The 17765-nt window shown below is 33.9% G+C and carries 19 protein-coding genes, 2 pseudogenes and 1 other annotated feature (1 of these 22 running past the window's edge); of the genes and pseudogenes, 18 read left to right on the top strand and 3 right to left on the bottom strand.

Features of this window, described 5'->3' with window-relative positions; all coding sequences use genetic code 11:
• Positions 1–199, top strand: a binding site (T-box leader); it begins 5 nt to the left of the window's first position.
• 94 nt (positions 200–293) lie between these two features.
• Positions 294–1565: a tyrosine--tRNA ligase gene (gene tyrS, locus BM098_RS07640; RefSeq protein WP_089832045.1), complete on the top strand. Its 1272-nt coding sequence runs from the start codon at positions 294–296 to the stop codon at positions 1563–1565.
• Positions 1566–1648: 83 nt separating this feature from the next.
• On the opposite strand, the gene BM098_RS07635 is transcribed toward tyrS, so the two are convergent.
• Positions 1649–2569 carry a cation diffusion facilitator family transporter gene (locus BM098_RS07635; RefSeq protein WP_089832043.1) on the bottom strand — a complete coding sequence of 307 codons (921 nt, stop codon included), beginning with the start codon at positions 2567–2569 and terminating at the stop codon, positions 1649–1651.
• A 431-nt stretch (positions 2570–3000) separates the two neighbouring features.
• Here BM098_RS07635 and BM098_RS07630 point away from each other — a divergent pair, with 431 nt between their 5' ends.
• Positions 3001–3396 carry a VOC family protein gene (locus tag BM098_RS07630; protein ID WP_089832041.1) on the top strand — a complete coding sequence of 132 codons (396 nt, stop codon included), beginning with the start codon at positions 3001–3003 and terminating at the stop codon, positions 3394–3396.
• Positions 3397–3532: 136 nt separating this feature from the next.
• Here BM098_RS07630 and BM098_RS07625 read toward each other — a convergent pair whose 3' ends face one another.
• The gene (locus tag BM098_RS07625) at positions 3533–4735 is read right to left on the bottom strand and encodes a tyrosine-type recombinase/integrase (RefSeq protein WP_089832040.1); all 1203 of its coding nucleotides are present in this window, start codon (positions 4733–4735) and stop codon (positions 3533–3535) included.
• A 107-nt stretch (positions 4736–4842) separates the two neighbouring features.
• Positions 4843–5493, bottom strand: coding sequence for a helix-turn-helix domain-containing protein (locus BM098_RS07620; protein WP_089832039.1), 651 nt, complete (start codon positions 5491–5493; stop codon positions 4843–4845).
• Positions 5494–5645: 152 nt separating this feature from the next.
• On the opposite strand from BM098_RS07620, the gene BM098_RS07615 reads away from it, so the two are divergent.
• From BM098_RS07615 to BM098_RS07545, 16 genes and pseudogenes are all read left to right on the top strand, one after another.
• The gene (locus BM098_RS07615) at positions 5646–5894 is read left to right on the top strand and encodes a helix-turn-helix domain-containing protein (RefSeq protein WP_159430143.1); all 249 of its coding nucleotides are present in this window, start codon (positions 5646–5648) and stop codon (positions 5892–5894) included.
• Positions 5895–5910: 16 nt separating this feature from the next.
• Entirely contained in the window at positions 5911–6282 is a 372-nt protein-coding gene (locus tag BM098_RS07610) for a hypothetical protein (protein ID WP_089832034.1), read from the top strand.
• Positions 6248–6520: a hypothetical protein gene (locus BM098_RS07605; protein ID WP_089832032.1), complete on the top strand. Its 273-nt coding sequence runs from the start codon at positions 6248–6250 to the stop codon at positions 6518–6520. Before BM098_RS07610 ends, BM098_RS07605 begins: the two co-directional genes overlap by 35 nt.
• Before the next feature lie 78 nt (positions 6521–6598).
• The gene (locus BM098_RS07600) at positions 6599–7204 is read left to right on the top strand and encodes a hypothetical protein (protein ID WP_089832030.1); all 606 of its coding nucleotides are present in this window, start codon (positions 6599–6601) and stop codon (positions 7202–7204) included.
• A 229-nt stretch (positions 7205–7433) separates the two neighbouring features.
• Positions 7434–9923, top strand: coding sequence for a phage NrS-1 polymerase family protein (locus BM098_RS13710; RefSeq protein ID WP_234987450.1), 2490 nt, complete (start codon positions 7434–7436; stop codon positions 9921–9923).
• Positions 9924–10310: 387 nt separating this feature from the next.
• A complete protein-coding gene (locus BM098_RS07590; RefSeq protein ID WP_089832028.1) occupies positions 10311–10538 on the top strand; it encodes a hypothetical protein in 228 nt (75 codons plus the stop codon).
• A 74-nt stretch (positions 10539–10612) separates the two neighbouring features.
• Positions 10613–11566: a phage major capsid protein gene (locus tag BM098_RS07585; RefSeq protein WP_089832026.1), complete on the top strand. Its 954-nt coding sequence runs from the start codon at positions 10613–10615 to the stop codon at positions 11564–11566.
• Positions 11566–11832, top strand: coding sequence for a hypothetical protein (locus tag BM098_RS07580; RefSeq protein WP_089832023.1), 267 nt, complete (start codon positions 11566–11568; stop codon positions 11830–11832). The genes BM098_RS07585 and BM098_RS07580 overlap by 1 nt, the downstream gene beginning before the upstream one ends.
• 279 nt (positions 11833–12111) lie before the next feature.
• Positions 12112–12618, top strand: a complete 507-nt coding sequence (locus BM098_RS07575; protein WP_089832021.1) for a hypothetical protein — start codon at positions 12112–12114, stop codon at positions 12616–12618.
• The gene (locus BM098_RS07570; RefSeq protein ID WP_089832019.1) at positions 12618–13097 is read left to right on the top strand and encodes a hypothetical protein; all 480 of its coding nucleotides are present in this window, start codon (positions 12618–12620) and stop codon (positions 13095–13097) included. Before BM098_RS07575 ends, BM098_RS07570 begins: the two co-directional genes overlap by 1 nt.
• Positions 13098–13271: 174 nt before the next feature.
• A pseudogene (locus tag BM098_RS13980) lies at positions 13272–13349 on the top strand (HNH endonuclease); the annotation flags it as partial.
• A gap of 237 nt (positions 13350–13586) precedes the next feature.
• Entirely contained in the window at positions 13587–14252 is a 666-nt protein-coding gene (locus BM098_RS07565) for a hypothetical protein (RefSeq protein WP_089832017.1), read from the top strand.
• On the top strand, positions 14221–15384 hold the full coding sequence (locus tag BM098_RS07560) for a helix-turn-helix domain-containing protein (protein ID WP_234987449.1): 1164 nt from the start codon (positions 14221–14223) through the stop codon (positions 15382–15384). Before BM098_RS07565 ends, BM098_RS07560 begins: the two co-directional genes overlap by 32 nt.
• A 421-nt stretch (positions 15385–15805) precedes the next feature.
• On the top strand, positions 15806–16834 hold the full coding sequence (locus tag BM098_RS07555) for a Kiwa anti-phage protein KwaB-like domain-containing protein (protein WP_089832013.1): 1029 nt from the start codon (positions 15806–15808) through the stop codon (positions 16832–16834).
• A gap of 13 nt (positions 16835–16847) precedes the next feature.
• A complete protein-coding gene (locus BM098_RS07550) occupies positions 16848–17522 on the top strand; it encodes a hypothetical protein (protein ID WP_089832010.1) in 675 nt (224 codons plus the stop codon).
• A gap of 37 nt (positions 17523–17559) precedes the next feature.
• A pseudogene (locus BM098_RS07545) lies at positions 17560–17670 on the top strand (terminase small subunit); the annotation flags it as partial.
• Between the last annotated feature and the right edge of the window lie 95 nt (positions 17671–17765).

The raw sequence follows: 17765 nt of genomic DNA, 5'->3' as shown, positions 1-17765 counted from the left end.
GGCGATGAGAGTTTGCAGTAGTCATACACTTCCTTTTATAGAGAGCTGACGGTTGGTGGAAGTCAGTAAACAGTGACATGATGAATTACGTGCTTGAGCTTCTTTTTGTGAGACACAAAAAGACGGTAGTGATATCGTTAACGAACGAAGTGGCAGTGAATGCAATGAGGGTGGTATCGCGAAGAAATTCGTCCCTTTTTGAACGCACTGTTTTTTTATTTTTTAAAATTTTTTACCTATCTTTCTAATGAGAGATAGCATCCCATTAATATATAGAATAGAGGAGAAAAAAGATGAACATTATTCAAGATTTAGAACAACGTGGACTCATTCAACAATTTACGGATGAAGCAGGGCTTAAACAACATTTAACAGATAACATCGTTACGCTCTACTGTGGCTTTGATCCGACGGCGGATTCATTACATATTGGTCACCTAGTGCCAGCGCTTATGCTTAAACGTTTCCAAAAGGCAGGACACCGTCCAATTGCTTTAATTGGTGGGGGAACGGGTATGATTGGTGACCCGAGTGGTCGTACCGATGAGCGTCAACTGAATGATGAACAAACAGTAGACCACTTTAGTGAACAAATCAAACAACAACTTGCAACAATTTTAAAATTTGACGGGTCAGACAATGGTGCGGTTGTCCGTAACAACAAAGAATGGTTAGGCTCTTTAACGCTAATCGAGTTTTTGCGTGACACAGGTAAACACTTTGGTATTAACTACATGTTAGCGAAAGATTCCGTTCAATCACGTCTTGAGAACGGAATTAGTTTTACGGAATTCACCTACATGATTTTACAATCATATGACTTTATGAATTTATTCGATAAAGAAAACTGTACCCTACAAATCGGAGGGAGTGATCAGTGGGGGAATATTACCGCTGGTATGGAACTGATTCGTCGGACCCGAAAAGAAGATGAGGAAGCAAAAGTCTTTGGTTTAACGGTACCGCTTATCACAAAAGCAGATGGAACGAAATTTGGTAAGACGGCTGGTGGAGCGGTTTGGCTTGATAAGGACAAAACGAGTCCGTATGAATTCTACCAGTTCTGGATTAATACTGATGACCGTGATGTGGTGAAATTCTTAAAATACTTTACCTTCTTATCAATGGAAGAAATTAATGCACTTGAACAATCTCTAAGAGATGCACCAGAAAAGCGAGAAGCGCACATCAAGCTGGCAGAAGAAATTACTGATTTGGTGCACGGAAAAGAAGCACTCGCACAAGCAAAACATATTACTGAAGCACTCTTTAGTGGTGAGATTAAACAATTAAATGGTGAGGAAATTAAACAAGGATTTAAAGATGTTCCATCAAGTGACATTACCTTAAAAGATCAAACGCTCGTTGATTTACTTGTCGAAGCGAAGATTGCGTCATCAAAACGTCAGGCACGAGAAGATGTGCAAAACGGCGCAATTTATATTAACGGCGAACGTAATCAAGAGCTTAATTACACATTGCAGTCAGATGATTTAATTGACGGTGCATTTACCATTATTCGTCGTGGTAAGAAGAAGTATTTCTTATTAAATATTAAAAAGTAGTACAAGCTAGTATAAAAAGTTTGTAGCGACTATAAAGAAGAACCAGCGGGTAAACGTATTTGTTGTACCGGCTGGTTCTTTGTTTAAATTGCCCATTTACGGTCTTCGGTGAAGGAGACTGTGAGCCATATTTCATAAGGGTATTGTGAGAGGTAGCTATGAACTTGTTTCCGTATCTCATCTTGTTCAGAAATCGTTTCAATAATGTTACTGCCTGCTTTAGCGACAAAATCAACTTCGACCCATAAGGTTTGCCCGACTTTACTCACGCGGGTGAAGGCTTCGATAAATTCGTGTTGAATGCGTATCGTTTTTACGTACTGTTTGATTTGGTCGGGCACCTTGCCTTTAGGCGGCATGTTAAGAAGTTCTCTTAGACTTGATCCAATCTCACTGATGGGTACACGAATGAAATAGGCAGAAACAATGACGACCATAAATGGATCAATATAAGGGATGATATTACTAAATGTAGGTAGGCGTTGTAAAAGGACGGAAAGTAAAAAGCCGGCAAGTACCCCGACACTTACAAGGGAATCCATTAACCATTGGTTTGCTTCAGCATGTAACAGGCCGGACCTGACTTTTTTGGCGTGATGTTTAATATATACCGTAATACCAATACATAAAAGGGTGCCAAAAAAGGAATAGAGTAAAGCTAGATTGATATCAACTTCTCTGCCTCCTGTGATGATCGTCATGATGGCCTCTGCAAATGAAGTAACAACAAGGACTAAAATGACTAGATACTTCACAATCACGACAAGCGGTTCGATTTTGTCTTTTCCAAAAGGAAAGTTTTTGACATCGGTTTTACGCATGTAGTGGGAAGCAAATAGCGAAATCATGGATAAAATAAGACTAATCAATGAGTATAGCCCGTCGAAGACGATCATTTGTGCGCCAGAAACGATACCTAAAATAATCCCTGTAATCGCAAAAAACAATGCACCGTAGACGGATATGCGTAATAAATGGCGTTCATGACTTAACTGTTGATACATATACATGTCTCCCGTGTGTTAAAAGTATTTGAGTGAAAAACCAATCACCTCTGCGTTCATATTATATGACAAATTGGCAGGTGGAGTAAATAACAATCATTGGTCTATTTATTTCTTTTGATTATGAACAGTGAAAAACTGTTTAGTTATGTGTAACGTGATAAATCCCGTAAATATGTACCAATGATTGTTTGAGAAAATACCGAGTCGATTCTACGTTATAACAATGATAAACATGCTTAAGTTTTGTATTTTACTAAAATCATTGCTTCGCATAATCAACTTTCTTAGCAACAAAAAGATACCGTAATTTAATACTGAAATCAAAAAGTTAATAAGTACGATTATCCAACAAGAAATGATCTTTCTTATTTACTGTTGTTTAATTTCTGATAGGATAGAGAATATATATGTGTAAGGGAGGGTGTCAATTGTCAACAGGCATGATTCATCACATTGAATTATATGTGTCAGACTTAAACGTATCAATGAACTTTTGGGAGTGGTTTTTGGAAGGATTAGGTTATATACGTTTTCAATCATGGGAAAACGGCCGTAGCTTTAAGTTAGGAGAGACGTATCTTGTGTTTGTGCAAGTAGAAGACCGGTTTAAAGATAAACCCTATCACCGATGTGGCGTTGGTCTTAATCACTTAGCATTCCAGGCAAGGTCTCGTGACCATGTTGATGAAGTAACACGCATCTTAGAAGAGCGAGAGGTACCAATTCTATATCAAGATCGACATCCATATGCAGGTGGAGGCACACATTATGCTGTTTACTTTGAAGATCCAGATCGAATTAAGGTCGAATTAGTTGCACCCTGATCTTTTTTGAAGAATAAAAACCCCTTAGAAAACACTGATATAACAGTGCTTCTAAGGGGTTTGTTGTTGAATTATTTACAAACTTATTAACGTGAGTACCACTCAACAATCGAATAAAGTCTTGATATAGCGGTTTCTAGAGGGTCGACTTTTTCAACCCGCCGGAAAAACCGCCGGAAACTCCGTTCATCGTGTCGCTAAACGTATTAGCGACGTCACGTTCAAGCGTTTTATACGTGTGACCATAAATGTCTAAAATCATAGCCGGGGTATTGCCTAATCGTTCGGCCACATACTTCACATTCACACCTTTATTCATGAGAATAGTAGCGTGTGTGTGTCTTAGTCCGTGAATCGTAACATGATGTAAGCCGGTGCGTTCATAACAACGTCTAAGACCGTAAAAGAGTGAGTTTTCCGCAAAGGGTTTACACGTTTGATAGGACAGTATCACATAATCATTTTCTTTTAGTTTCTGCCCGAATGATAACTTTAATTTCTTGCACCAGGTTTTATAATTTCTTAGATGGTCTGTGAGTTGATCGTCGATAGGAATTGTTCTATAACTGTTATTCGTTTTAGGACTTCTCACACCGTCTTTATCCCTAGTACGTTTAACGGTCAATGTGCGGTTCTCAAAATCAATGTCATTCCAATGTAACCCCAACAATTCCCCACGTCTTAACCCCGTATAGCCGAGAACATACAGTGTTGTGTACACTGTTTCATTCTCATTCTTCTTAGCATCATCAAGCAATAGATTAAGTTCTTCGGCATTATAAAAATTACCCTTTAACCTATCGGCTTTCAAATTCTTATCTTCCATCGGAATTTTATTGAAGCGGTTTCTGTGAAGAATCTCATCTTCAACCGCTGAATTAATACCAATCTTGAAAATAATATGGTGCATCTTTGCGGTGCTAGGACTGTATCTTTTACGTAATTCATTGATGAATACACGCTTGTATGTGGTTCTATCTAGTTCTTGTAGCTTGTAATGGCCTAATAGGGGTTTGATTGTCAATCTTATGACCATCTCACGTTGATTAGCGGACGTTACTTTCCAATCACTCTTGTGTGATTCATACCACATATCAAACCATTGACTTACCGTTAGATTAGAATTCTTTACTTCCCTAGATTGACCATTCACCGTCTTAGCTTTAATTTCTAAGAGAGATCGGTAGGCTTCTTTTTCAGACTTAAAGCCTTGTTTCTTCTTTTCTTTCCACTTACCATTCGTATCTTTGTAATTGTGGCGATAAAGCCATCGTTTCTCATTCGACTTAGTATAGTAATAGTAAAGTTCTGAATCTTTTCGTGTCTTGTGTAACTTCATGTTAATTTTCCTTTCACAGCGTGGGCATACGTTTGAAAAGGAAAGTTAGTCCTTAAATTAAAACAAGTACTTTATATCAGCCTAGTATAAGGATTACTTAAAAGTAATTACTCTTTACTAAAATATTTTATATGATTTTCTTCAGTCAACTCCATATATTTGTTAGATATATACGCATCAATTAACCCTTTGATAATTTTAATGTCTATATCGTTTAGGATATTATAAAGAGAAAATTCCGATAAAGAGACGTTGTCTTTATTGATTTTTTGAATGTTATAGTTTCTTCCGTAAAAAACATGATATTGATCTTGTGTTAATAACCATTCTAAATCAAAGTAGGGTTTTTTTGTTGGTTCAATATCTCCATTTTTTTTATTAACTGAAAATTTATTATTTTTTCTTCTTTCGAGATCTTGCAATTCATTGAAGTTTGTTTTTATTTCATCACTAACATAATTAAAATATTCATGAAACAACTCTTTCGAATTTATTTTTTTGTATTCTGCGTATACTTCCAATAAATCAAGTCCATCAAACTCCTCGTTCTCAACTTTTTTCCAATAACCTTTATCATTCTTTAAACCAAGAAATCTAACCAATGGAAATAACACTTTCTTAGAAGGAAGTTTTTTACCGTTTTCAATTTGGCTTATATACGTTGGCGATACGTCTACAAAGTCAGCAACTTCATAAACAGTTTTCTTTCTGAAAGAACGATATTTCTTAATAAGTAATGCAAAATCGTTATATTCCATGCTCTCACCTCGTGTTTATATTTATTCATAATATAACACAATCTTAAAAGTTTATAAACTAAATTTTTATTGTTGACAAACAAAGGTTATTTTTATATGATTAGTTTATGAACTAAAATAAGTTCATAAACAAAAGTGAGGTGATGAAAAATATGGTTATAAAATATCAACCTAAGCGCATAAATATTTTAGTTGCTATGGCAAGAAAAGGATTAAATCAAAAAGAATTAGGTGTACGAGCGAAAGTAAACAAAGCTACCATATCATTATTTTTAAATGAAAAAAGAAATAGATCTATAACACCTAAAACAGCTAATAAAATAGCCGAAGCACTTGAATGTGATGTGCTAGAGTTATTTGATTATCAGATAAAGGAAGTCAATAAAATGTATGAAAATTAATAAGAGGTGAACAAAGATGAATGAAAAAAAGGCAGATGAAAAGTGGATCATATTCACAAAAGAAGAAACGTATTTCATTTTTAATATTCACCAGGTTTCAAAATTAGAAAATCAGTTTCGCAAGCAAGGGGTTAAGTATAGAACCATCTACTACTTGAATAACAAGCCGGTAACATACGAAATTGGTCAAGGCTATCAAGAAATGTCTAGCAATGAAGAAATGGAAATCATTCGTGACGTTCAACCGGTAGTTGAAGAAATTGAAGAAGTTGAAGAAGTGAAAACTGTGGACACCACAGAGGATAAGCTTAGCAATAATAATAATGATGGTGAAACGGAAAGAGGTGAGATTGATGCCATTAGCAAACATAGAAGTGTCCGTGAATGAAGAAGAAATTAAGCAGCACGTTTACGATCGCTTGGATGAAATGATACGTGAATCACTCATTCTCATTGATGTAGACACATTAGCGAAGAAGATGTGTATATCCAAACGCTTTCTAGAAGATGAATTCCTTTCAGACATACGAATGAAAGCTATTGAAAGACGTAAGTCAAGAAAGAGATTGTACTTCTACGATGAAGTCATACCGGTTATTAAAGAAATTGTTTATGAAAAGTTTTAAAAAATAATAAAAAGCGTGGGCATACGTTTATTTATAAAATCTATTAATCTATCAGAAAAAAAGGGAGATTATTACGCAATGAGAACAACGAAAAACTTATTTCCGATTTATAAGAGAGCATTTTTCAATGCAACAAGAGAAGCGATTGCTAATGAAGAAAATAAGAGCCTTTTTCACAAGACACTATTCAACGGGGTTAAAATGTTTTGTCATGCTCCAAAGTCAACATCCTATCAAGGTGATCTCGATTTGTTTCATATAGCAGAGGCGGTAAAGCATACAGTTGGTTACCTTACACCTATTGAATTTATGAACATTTTTCCACCGGAGAAAGTTTATGATGGACACAAATATGAGGTGAAAGACTATTTTAGCACTATGGAAGAAGTGAAAAAGCTAGACCTCGATGAACCTATCGCTAATCAAATAAATCCTTTGTCATTTATGTTCGAGTATCATAACTGGGACGTTCATCGTTTTAATATTAAATTATTGAAGATAATTAGCAATTTAAAACAAGCGCAAGGACAATTGGGGCTGTCTGAGGAGTTTATGGCTGCTCATGGTATAGAAACACCTAATACCTTTAAAAACAGTCGGGGACAAACTATGTATGTTTGTCACGGTAAGCCTGTAGCTATTGAAGAGCAAAAGAAAACAGGCCATTTACAGGTTGTCAAATGAAGCGAATCAATGGTTACTTTTTTGACACAGAAGAATTTCATTTGGACATGCTTCTGTTCTATGTTCCCATCGTTGCTACACTTTTAATACCTGTTATATTGGCCTGTCTTGAATAGTACCTCAACAATACTATTCTAGCAAATAAAAGCTTAAAAATAAAGTAGGTGATCATATTATACCAGAAAACAGCGCTATCCCTCAAGAGCTTACCGCCTTTAAACAGTGGGTAGTGTGGAAACTTGAGGAAGTAAAAAGCAAACAAACAAAAGTACCTTATCAAATCAACGGGAAAAAAGCTAATGCTACAAATTTAAAAACATGGACAAGTTACGATAAAGCTTTAAATAATTTCGAGCTTGGTAAAACGAATGGGATTGGTTTTGTTTTAACAGATAATGACCCCTTTACTTGCATTGATCTAGATAACTGTATTCAAGATGGGGTTATTACATCAGAAGTTAAAGCACTTGTAGATACGATAGATTCGTATACAGAGTACAGTCAATCAGGTAATGGACTTCATATATGGGTGAAAGGTAAAAAGCCTGGAACACGGTCAAAAAACTCAAAAAAAGGCATAGAAATATATGATAATAAGCGATTTATCATTATGACCGGCAACCATGTAGAAGGTACACCACTAGAAATAATTGATCGCCAAGATATACTTGATTACATTTATGACAGTTATTTCGGTACCACAAGTGAAAACGTTAAACCTGGTCCAAAAATGGACTCAAGTGATAATTCAAAATTAAGTAGCCCCAAATTATCAGATCAAGACGTAATCAATATAGCAAGTAAAGCTAAAAATGGTGACCACTTTAAGGCACTATATTCGGGTGAGTATAGTGCATATGGAAGTCAGTCAGAAGCGGACATAGCCTTGTGTAATATCATTGCTTTTTACACACAAGACATGGAACAAATTGACCGTATCTTCTCAAGTAGCGGATTATATCGAGAAAAATGGGATCGTGAGGACTATAAGACCTGGACAATTCAAAAGGCAGTTAATAGTCTTACAACCACTTATCAAAAGACAAGTAGTTCCAACGATTCTCAATTACAGACAAAAGGTATAACCATTCCTAAGCCTTATAGTGTAGGAAAAAACGGCATGCTTTACGAGATTAAAACAAAAAAAGTTGATGGGATGGATATGGAGGTGCCTGTTTTTGTTTCACGAAAAACACCATTCCTAACGAAAGAATTTCATAACGTTGAATATAATCAACTCTTTTATGAAATCGAATGGGAGGAACCGTATGGAACCGTTAGAGAAGTCGTGCCAGCTTCCACAATTTCATCAAGAAGAGAGTTACTAGAGTTAAGTAATAAAGGTTTTTCGGTTAATGACAATAATGTTAAACACTTGATTCAGTATCTAGACACTTATCAAGCTTACAATTCTGTTGAAAAATTCCATGCGGTGGAGAGAATAGGCAAAATAAAAGGAAAGGTTATTCACCCACTTATGAATGATAACGTTGAAATAATTTCAATAGATCATGGGGAGAAACAACTACTAGAAGCCTTTCAAGTAAAAGGGACATCTGAAGAGTGGAAACGCGAGGTCTTTGAACGTATTAAAGATAGTCCAAAAGCAGTTTTTATGTTATTGGCCAGTTTCGCTAGTGTAATCATAAGTGATCTAAAGGTTCCGCCTTTTATAGTTGAACTATATAGTGGCACTTCACAAGGGAAAACGACCGTATTAAGAATCATCTGCACTGTGTGGGGGAATAGCAGAGATTTTCTAAACTATTGGCACTCAACCAATGTTGGTATTGAACGGAAATCCGCCTTTTTGAATAGCTTTCCTTTTATAATTGACGACACAAAAAACGCGGCAGATGAGAAAATTCTAAAAAGCGCAATCTATCAATTTAGTACGGGACGTTCAAAAGGTCGTGGAAGCTTAAAAGGCAGTCAAAGAGAGTATACATGGCAAAACATTATGCTAAGTACTGGTGAGGTATCGCTCAATGAATATGTTAGAAATCATGGTGGGGCTGCTGCAAGAATTATCCCCTTAAGTGGCCAACCTTTAAAAAGAGACTTTGACAATGTAGATAAGTTAGAAAGGGCCATTGAAGAATACCACGGAGCCATTGGAATAGATTTTCTAAACGTTTGGAATCAGTGCAAGGATGACTTCATTCCAGAGTATCACAAGTTCAAAAGCTATTACGTCAAGAAGGCCAAAGATAATGATGTACTGGCCAGGATAGCCAATTATTACGCATCTATCCACTTCACCGGCAGTGTTTTGAAGGAGAAGTTAGGATTAGATATTGACCTGAAAGCTATCTCCACCTTATTTGATGAAATGGCAGAAGAAAATAAAAACACAGACAAGGCAATGCAATTTTTAGAAGATATTCTTATGGATTTGGATAGTGATCGAAACGCTATTAGGGGCTTGCGATTGGTACATAACAATCGAATGAAAGCTATTTATGTGAATGATACTAAACAGCTTTATCTAATGCCCCAATATTTAAAGGAGTTTTTAAAAACTGAAACAAGTCAGATTCGAGGCGAGTGGCTTAGAAGAGGTATTACTGTTGCGAGTATGAGAAATGGAAAAGAAACAGATGGAGTTCAATTCAAACATAAAGGAGAAAAGTTTAGAGCAATCCCACTAAACATGGAAGTTGTAAATGAATTAGGCTTTGATTTTCACGAGGAAATATCACAGGGGTACCCAAAATAGGCTTACGGTACCCAAAATATTGGATGAGTAATAGAATTGGGTACCGTTACAAAACCAGTATTGACAAGGGTTTTAAGGTGATAGTACCCAAAGTACCCAAAGTACCCAAATAAATAGTATACGTATGTATTTAAAATATGAATGGGGCTTAAAAGTAATACGTGACTCATATATATATTGTTATAAAAAAATGGGTACTTTGGGTACCGTCAGCTAACACTTACAGCCACAAGGGGTTGGTCGGTACCCAATAAAAAAACAATTGAGTACTTTGGGTACCGTGAGATAAAAAGAAACTGAAAGAAGTGTGGGATTAAAAGTACTTAGCCATGTGATTCACCGTCATCAGCATGAAAGTATATTAGTCACTTTAAAGGGGGTGAGAGAATGAACGTAAATAGTTTCAGGGTTAAACTTTTTCGATCAACAGATGCTGAACAGTTAACGAATGATGTAAATGATTATTTGCACATTTGTGATAGAGAAGGTACTGACATACTCGATGTCACATATCAACCGTATCGTGCTTCAGGTGGTGCCACAATTCATACGTATACAGTTAAACATGCTGCGTATACGCGTGAAGAAGTTGAACAGTATCATAAGCGAAATTAGATTATGAATTATTCTATGATCACCTCATAGCCATGTGATTTTTTAAAAATACAAAAAAAAGAGGAGACTGACAAATGTCTGTAGATGTAATAAAAATGCGTGCGGCTAAAAATCCAGCACAATTAGAAGAAAAAAGTAAATCATCAGTAGTATATGCACTTAACCATGTTATAAAAGGGGAATTAGACAAAATTTATGATTCAACTCTTGTTTATAATCTTGTTGGAGAAGATGGTGCTGCTTTAATTCCGAAAGAATTGGTCCATGATTTGAATAGTATAAAAAAACAAAATAAATCGATTCGAAGTTATGTTGATGTGGTACCGGTTGAAAAAGTAAAAGGAACTTATGCAACAGAAGCAGAAGAGAATTCAAACGATGAACTGCATGATTTTGAAAGCGGACAAACGAATATACAAGAGGGGAATTTTAAATTTAACGGTGTAGAGTATAACGTTAAATCTAGATGGTCATTTATACCCATCCACCAAGCATTGCTAGAAGATACGGAAGTAAATCTGTTTGAGATATTTAACAACAATCACAGTGAAAAAGCAACCAAAACAGAAAATAAGCTTACTTTTAGTGAAATCAAGACCGCTTTAACAACGAAAATTTTGGCAGATGTAACGGCTTTAAAAGATTCCTTAAATGATGATTTTAAGCCGATGCTAGAAAAAGAAATGGTAGTAATCACCAATCAAGATGGCTTTAAGTATTTAACAGCTGAGGTTGATTATTACAAAGTAGAGGGAGAAGTTAATCCTAAACCATACTTAGGTAAATATCCAGTGGAAGTATACGGAAATGATGAGCTAACCTCTACTGATGGTACAATCCCATTGATTTATGGTTCACTTAAGCGAAGTGTTAAATTATTTGACTTAGAGAAAACGGAAGTTTTATTTGTAAAGTATCCTTTCGGTATTAGAAGCAGGTTATCTTTATTAAGAGGTATTGAACACTTTGATATTAAGGTTATACCAAATACAACACAATTAATTTATGGTGAGATGGCGATTCAATAATGAAACGATCTTTTCGAAATTTTTATAAAACCACTGTTATTGAAGAGATACCAATTAACACTATTTTACACAAGTTGAAAACTGATTATATTGAGATGAAGAAAAAGTCAAGCAGAAAAATAGTAAGAAGAAAAAGTAATAAAAGTTTATCTATGATGTACAGCCGGAAAAGCAATCAAGAGTATTTGAAAAGGAAAGCGGCAAGAGAAAAAGCAGAAGTTGAACGCTCAATTAAGGAATTGAATGATCAATTAAAAATGCTATAGAAAAACGGTCAGCTGTCATCTCGGCTAAATAGACGTTATAAAAATCCCAGTTACGCATAGAAGAATCAATGTTAAGGGAGGTATTAACAAATAGCCTCCCTTAATTGTTACCATATATAAATTATAAGTTATATTATGTAACATATTAATTTGAAAAATACGTTTAAATCAGTATCAACACTACAGATCGTAACGCAGTATATACAACAGCAATCTATCTCCATTTTATGATTAAACTAGATATGTAATAGATTTAGATATGAAAGGGTGTCAGTGCTTGTGGAAGATAGTTACTTAAACCAGTGTAAACGTGGGCGAATAAAATCATATCTAAATATCAGTAGAAAAATCCAACAGGCAGAACAAAGAATTAAATGGATTGATAAAGAGTTTTATAACCAATCATTTGTAGGGGTAACTTGTGAGTTTGCCGGTGATCTAGTATATAAAGGTTTTAACGTGGAAAAATCTATTGTTAACCACATAGGCGATATAGAATCATTTGAGAAAAAGATAACAATGTTAAAGACCAAGAAGAAGTACATTCAATCATTCATGGAAAGTTTAAGTGATAGCGAACGGATGGCGATCATTAACATGGTGATATCAGATAAACCGCTCACCGAGATTGAAACGACTGTTTACCAAGAAATATTAGAGATTGATGAAGCGGTTAACTTTATGCAAGGTATTGAACCGGACAAGACAACAGATAAGTTAGAGAATAACAATATAAACCTTGAGAACGACTTTTTAGAAATATTTAATATGTTGGAGGTAGAGTAATGAACTTTCAAAGGGCTAAGCATTTCTTAAGACACTGGGGTTATTATGATGAGAATTTAAGCTACTTAACAGAGATTGACAAGAAGAAAATGAAATTGCTATATGCAGGACTAAAACAGTTAGAGCCAGAAGAAAGGCAACTACTTGCAGATAAGTACCGTACGTTTGATGGTAAAGCGGTACCGGATAAGGAACTAGCCGAGCAATATAACAAGCCAGTGAATGATTATAGGGAGCTAAGAAAGAATAATGAAGTGAAATTCTATAAAGCATTAGTTAAAGCTGAACTGAAGCGAGAATATGAAATAGAACGCTTAGAAGAAATACTTTCTAACGAGGACCTGTTAAAGGTTATTGATAGCACACTTTCCCGATTAGCATTAAAGGGTCTGAAACAAAATTATAATAGCAATGACCTAAGGATAGTCATTGGAGAAACCATCAATCAAATGACTATAATGTTTAATGATAGAACATAGGAATTATATTGGTATTTCTATATATGTGAGCATTCTAAAGTGAATTTCTATAATTTCCGATTTGATTGATCTTAACATAATTGTTTGCAGGCTTTAAGAGAACTTTATCAAAAAGATAGAATTTAATTCGACTTGGTTTATAAGTTATTATCGGCTTAGCTTGATTGGAACAAGCGGTTGGAATTATCTAACTTGGAAAGCCTTTGTCATCGTTGTCACAATGCGATTCATAAGCAGATACCCCCGGGGTAAGTTTTTTAGGCCTTGGTACCGTAGAGCGTAGCCCCAGTCAAGCGCACACAAAAATCCGTTTTTGAAATATTTTTTATTGTTATTTTAATTATAGATAGAGCTTCCGGTTTTGAGGATTAAGAATATCTTGATCGATAAGTATCTTATAGAATAATTAATAAAAAACGAATATATTTTCTGTTGCAAAAAACGGGTACTTATTGTAAAATGGTTGCAAACGCTATGAGAGGTGATTGGATGTACGTAATTAAAGATGAACCTAGAACACTTATTAATGGCTACATAGATTTTAGTACAAGAAAAAAGTTAGGACAATTGGTTACAGACGCTTATAAGTGGTCTTCTTTGCTCCAAGAGAACACTTTACAATTAAAAACAATACGTGGAAAAAAACGATTGTTACCGGAAATTAAAAATGTATCGATAGAATTTTTCTTAATTCAAGCTATGAAAAATAACGAGTTACCTTTTAAGTATAGGTTTGCAAACAATGTGCGAGGGTCACATCCGTATTTAGAGTTATACAATGACGATACGATTATTCATGTGAATCAAGTTTCGAGAAAAAACATGTGTGCTCGTAAAGCGATTTGTAGAGATGTATTGTTTAAACCCATCCAAAGTTATATTGAATTTGAAGAATTAGATGAAATAAGTTATCATGAAAAACGGTACTTTCAACTAAATCACGGATATCAAACAAGTACGCCGGAATTTGTTACACTAGGGATACCAAATAATTCTTATAAATTTGATGCTAGTATTCCTATATTAGAAGAATATACAGCAATAGAAGGACATCTACCGAAGTCAAAAATTGAAAAAATTGACGGTGATTTTCTAGATGCTTTTCAGCGGTATGCTGAGGGGGATGAACAAAATGAAGAGGGAAATGTTAAATAGATTTTATGGAAAGAAACTTAAGCAAGCCAGAACGATTCGAAATTTAACTATTAGTGATCTTTCGAAAAAAATTAATGTAACCCATCAATCTATATCTAAGTATGAAAATGATAAGATGACTCCAAGTTTGGATGTATTAAAAGAAATTTCCAATGTTTTAAATTTTGAAATTAGTTTCTTTTACACAAGTCCTGCTCCTGAGAGTTTTTACGAAAATACGTTTATTTTTAGAAAAAAAGCTGGTGTTGCAAAAAAATATAAAGATCAAATGATAGAGAAAATGGCGCTTATACTATCATTTGAACAAAATTTGGAATCTTATGTGAAATTGCCAAAGTTTAATCGTGATCTTGTTCTAAAAAGAAAAGATGAGACAGTCTATGAACCGTTGTCTGATGAAAAAATTGAACAAGTTTCGTTTGATGTTAGACGGTCTCTACAGTTAGGAATGGGTCCAATAGACAATATTACTCGACTGTGTGAAAAATTAGGGATTATAGTGGTTTTTTCTGATTTAGGTAAAACCACCATTGATGGATGTTCAACGTTTTATGAGGATCGTCCTTATATAGTTTTGAATAAGCAAGGGTTTTCTTCAGTGAGAATGCGATTTACTTTAGCGCATGAACTAGGTCATATTTTGCTCCATTCAGGTCTTGATAAAAAACATATAAATAGCACTGTTAACAGTAAACAAATAGAAAAAGAGGCTAATTTATTTGCTTCATTTTTACTAATGCCAGAAGAATCTTTTGTTCAAGATATAAACGGGCTTGGCCTAGATTATTTATTGATGCTTAAGAAACACTGGAAAGTATCTATTCAAGCTATGGTTTTTAGGGCGGAGTATTTAGGGGTTTTTACCGAAGATTACGCACTGTATTTAAGGCAACAAATAAGTAGGAAAAAATGGCGAAAATCAGAACCGTTTGATGATGAAATTATTTTTGAAGAACCTGTACTAATCAATCAAGCTTTAGAATTCATACAAAATAATATGAAAGTTAGTTTAGATGAAATAACCTTTAAAACTGGACTTTCTGAAAAAGAAATACTCACTAATTTTAATTACGGAATCAATCATATAGAAAAAAAGGACTTAAAACAAAGTGGATTAAGAAGGATTAAATAATATTTAGATGTACGCACATTTTTTTATGCGATAACCCGGAGCTGCAATGAGCGGCTCTATTTTTTTATTTGTACTTTCTAAAGTATCATCAAATTTTTACTTATGGAAAGGGCAGGACGTTTATCCTGCCCTTGTGTTTAAGGATGGATAACGGAGAACAAATAATTCCGCTATTAATTATGAATAAAGCTGACCGAACGAATCGTTATGTTAGATCATACAGGGGGTGCGATAAATTGCGCAAGGGTTCATGTCAAAAGACGTAATCAATCAATTTTAATTTCAATATTTCAGGTGTAATTATCATCTCCTTATTATACATTATTCGACAAAATTACTATAAATCCTGCCAATTTAGCAGGAATATTATACTTTGGTGTCGAAATAGATTTTATATGATTAAAAAAGGGAGAGACTTTTAATGGACATCAATAGTGAAAAAAGTATTATTAATCAAATTTGTGACTTAGAGAATTTAGAAGAACTAGATATAGATATTTATCTGATTAGTAAAGCAAAGACTTTAGATAAAAAGTTTATCTCACAACCTACATCTTTAGACCGTAAACTGAGAGATTGGATAAAACAAAACATTCAATTAGAACTAAAAAAATTAAAAAAAGAAGATGAAGATGGACAAAAGAAATTTCATGTTGAATCTTATAGTCATGAAATAATAAAAAGGGACTATATAGCGAAGTTAGATTGTAAAACAGATAAGCAGTTGCTAGATAAGAAAACAAAACTCATCTCTTCTTTGAATTCAAAATCACCTGGAATTGATAATAATGCTAATAAAGTTAAATTCCAAGTAATTAAAGCAAATATAAAGAATAATAGTGTATATTTAATTTACTATCGAGGAATAAAAGAACACAGTCTAAGGAAAAAACATTCTGGTAGAATACCATCACTTCGAAATGGAGATCAATTAGTCATTCATGATAAGGATATATTAGAATTTGGAGGGAAAATTGAATTAATAATAATCAATGATGAGTTACTAGTGGTTAGTCCGAGAACTTTGGAGTATACTTTTGATTATACAGATCATATATCTGAAAAAAGGGATGAAAATTTAAATAGGATAACTCAAATGGGTTTTTTTGATGAATGCTCTAATGTTGGAAAATTCACTGAAAAATCCAGTCAGTATATTTTGTCAAGGAGTCTAGCTTCGATTAAAAAAGATACCTTAGAGGTTTTGGAAGAAAAATTTGAAGAAAGATGTGAAGATTTAAAAGAAATAAAAAAACATGTTCCTAAAGATAAGAATAGTAAATCAGAATATCTTGATAAATACAAGGCTATTTGGCCTTTATATGATTATTTAGATCTTGATAATTATAAAGTTAGGTTTAATGAAGAACAATCAGTTACGCCTTTGTTGCATTTTTTCTCAGATAAAATAGTTGAGTCATTTTTAACTAAAAAATTTAGAAGTAATTAAGGGTGGTGAATAAATGTGGGGGAAAACTGAACAAATAGTATTGTGGTCTGTAACTTATACACCACTCATTATATTAATGGTTTTCCGATTTCTCATTAGCAATAATATTTATTTAGGTCTAAAAACGCATTTAATTAATTTGTCCAACAGTTATAAAATAGTTAATAGGATGACTTTAGAACTTTGTTTTATTATGGGGATAATTTTATTTAGCTACGCATTGTATAAAATAACAATATATTTATACTTGAGCAAGTATGATGATATAATAAAACCTGGAGAAGAAGGAGAAAATTATTATATTAGAGATATAGCTAAATTCAGTGCAAATGATTATTCTTTTTTCTTATTAACTTTATTGTTGCCATTAATTTCATTAGATCACTCATCTGTGGTTAATCTTTTTATATCCATATTAATCATTTTATACGTAATTAACATTTATGTGAAAACAGACGCTATCAGCGTCTGTCCGTTATTTTTCTTTTCAGGAAAAGAGGTTTATAAAGCAGTGATTTCTCAAGGTACTTTTGAAGAAGAGAATTTTGATTGTAGTCTAAGAAAAAATGCGGTTTTAATTATTCACAAAGATAGTATTGATCTTACTAATCATGTTCGTGGGAAAGAGTTAGTAGGAAGTGTGTATTATATATCTAAGTGCAATAGTAATAAAAAGACATCTCAATGAGGTGTCTTTTATTTCTTGAAAAAGGTGGTGGTATGCCATCGGTAAGAAATTGAGTATAAAACAACAGAAATTTGCTGATGAATATATCATCACAGGAAATGCTTACAAATCAGCGATAGAAGCAGGTTATAGTGAGAACTATGCAAATTGTATATGGCATAATTGAAATGTAGTTTACGGCAGTTAATTCATGTTGGTCAAATCCGGCCCAAAAATATACAAAAAACCACTTGCCAACACTCA

The sequence above is a fragment of the Halolactibacillus halophilus genome, assembly GCF_900115605.1.
GTDB classification, from domain to species: Bacteria; Bacillota; Bacilli; order Bacillales; family Amphibacillaceae; genus Halolactibacillus; species Halolactibacillus halophilus.
Note: the sequence above shows the minus strand (reverse complement) of the source record. Positions and strands in the feature narration are given on the sequence as shown.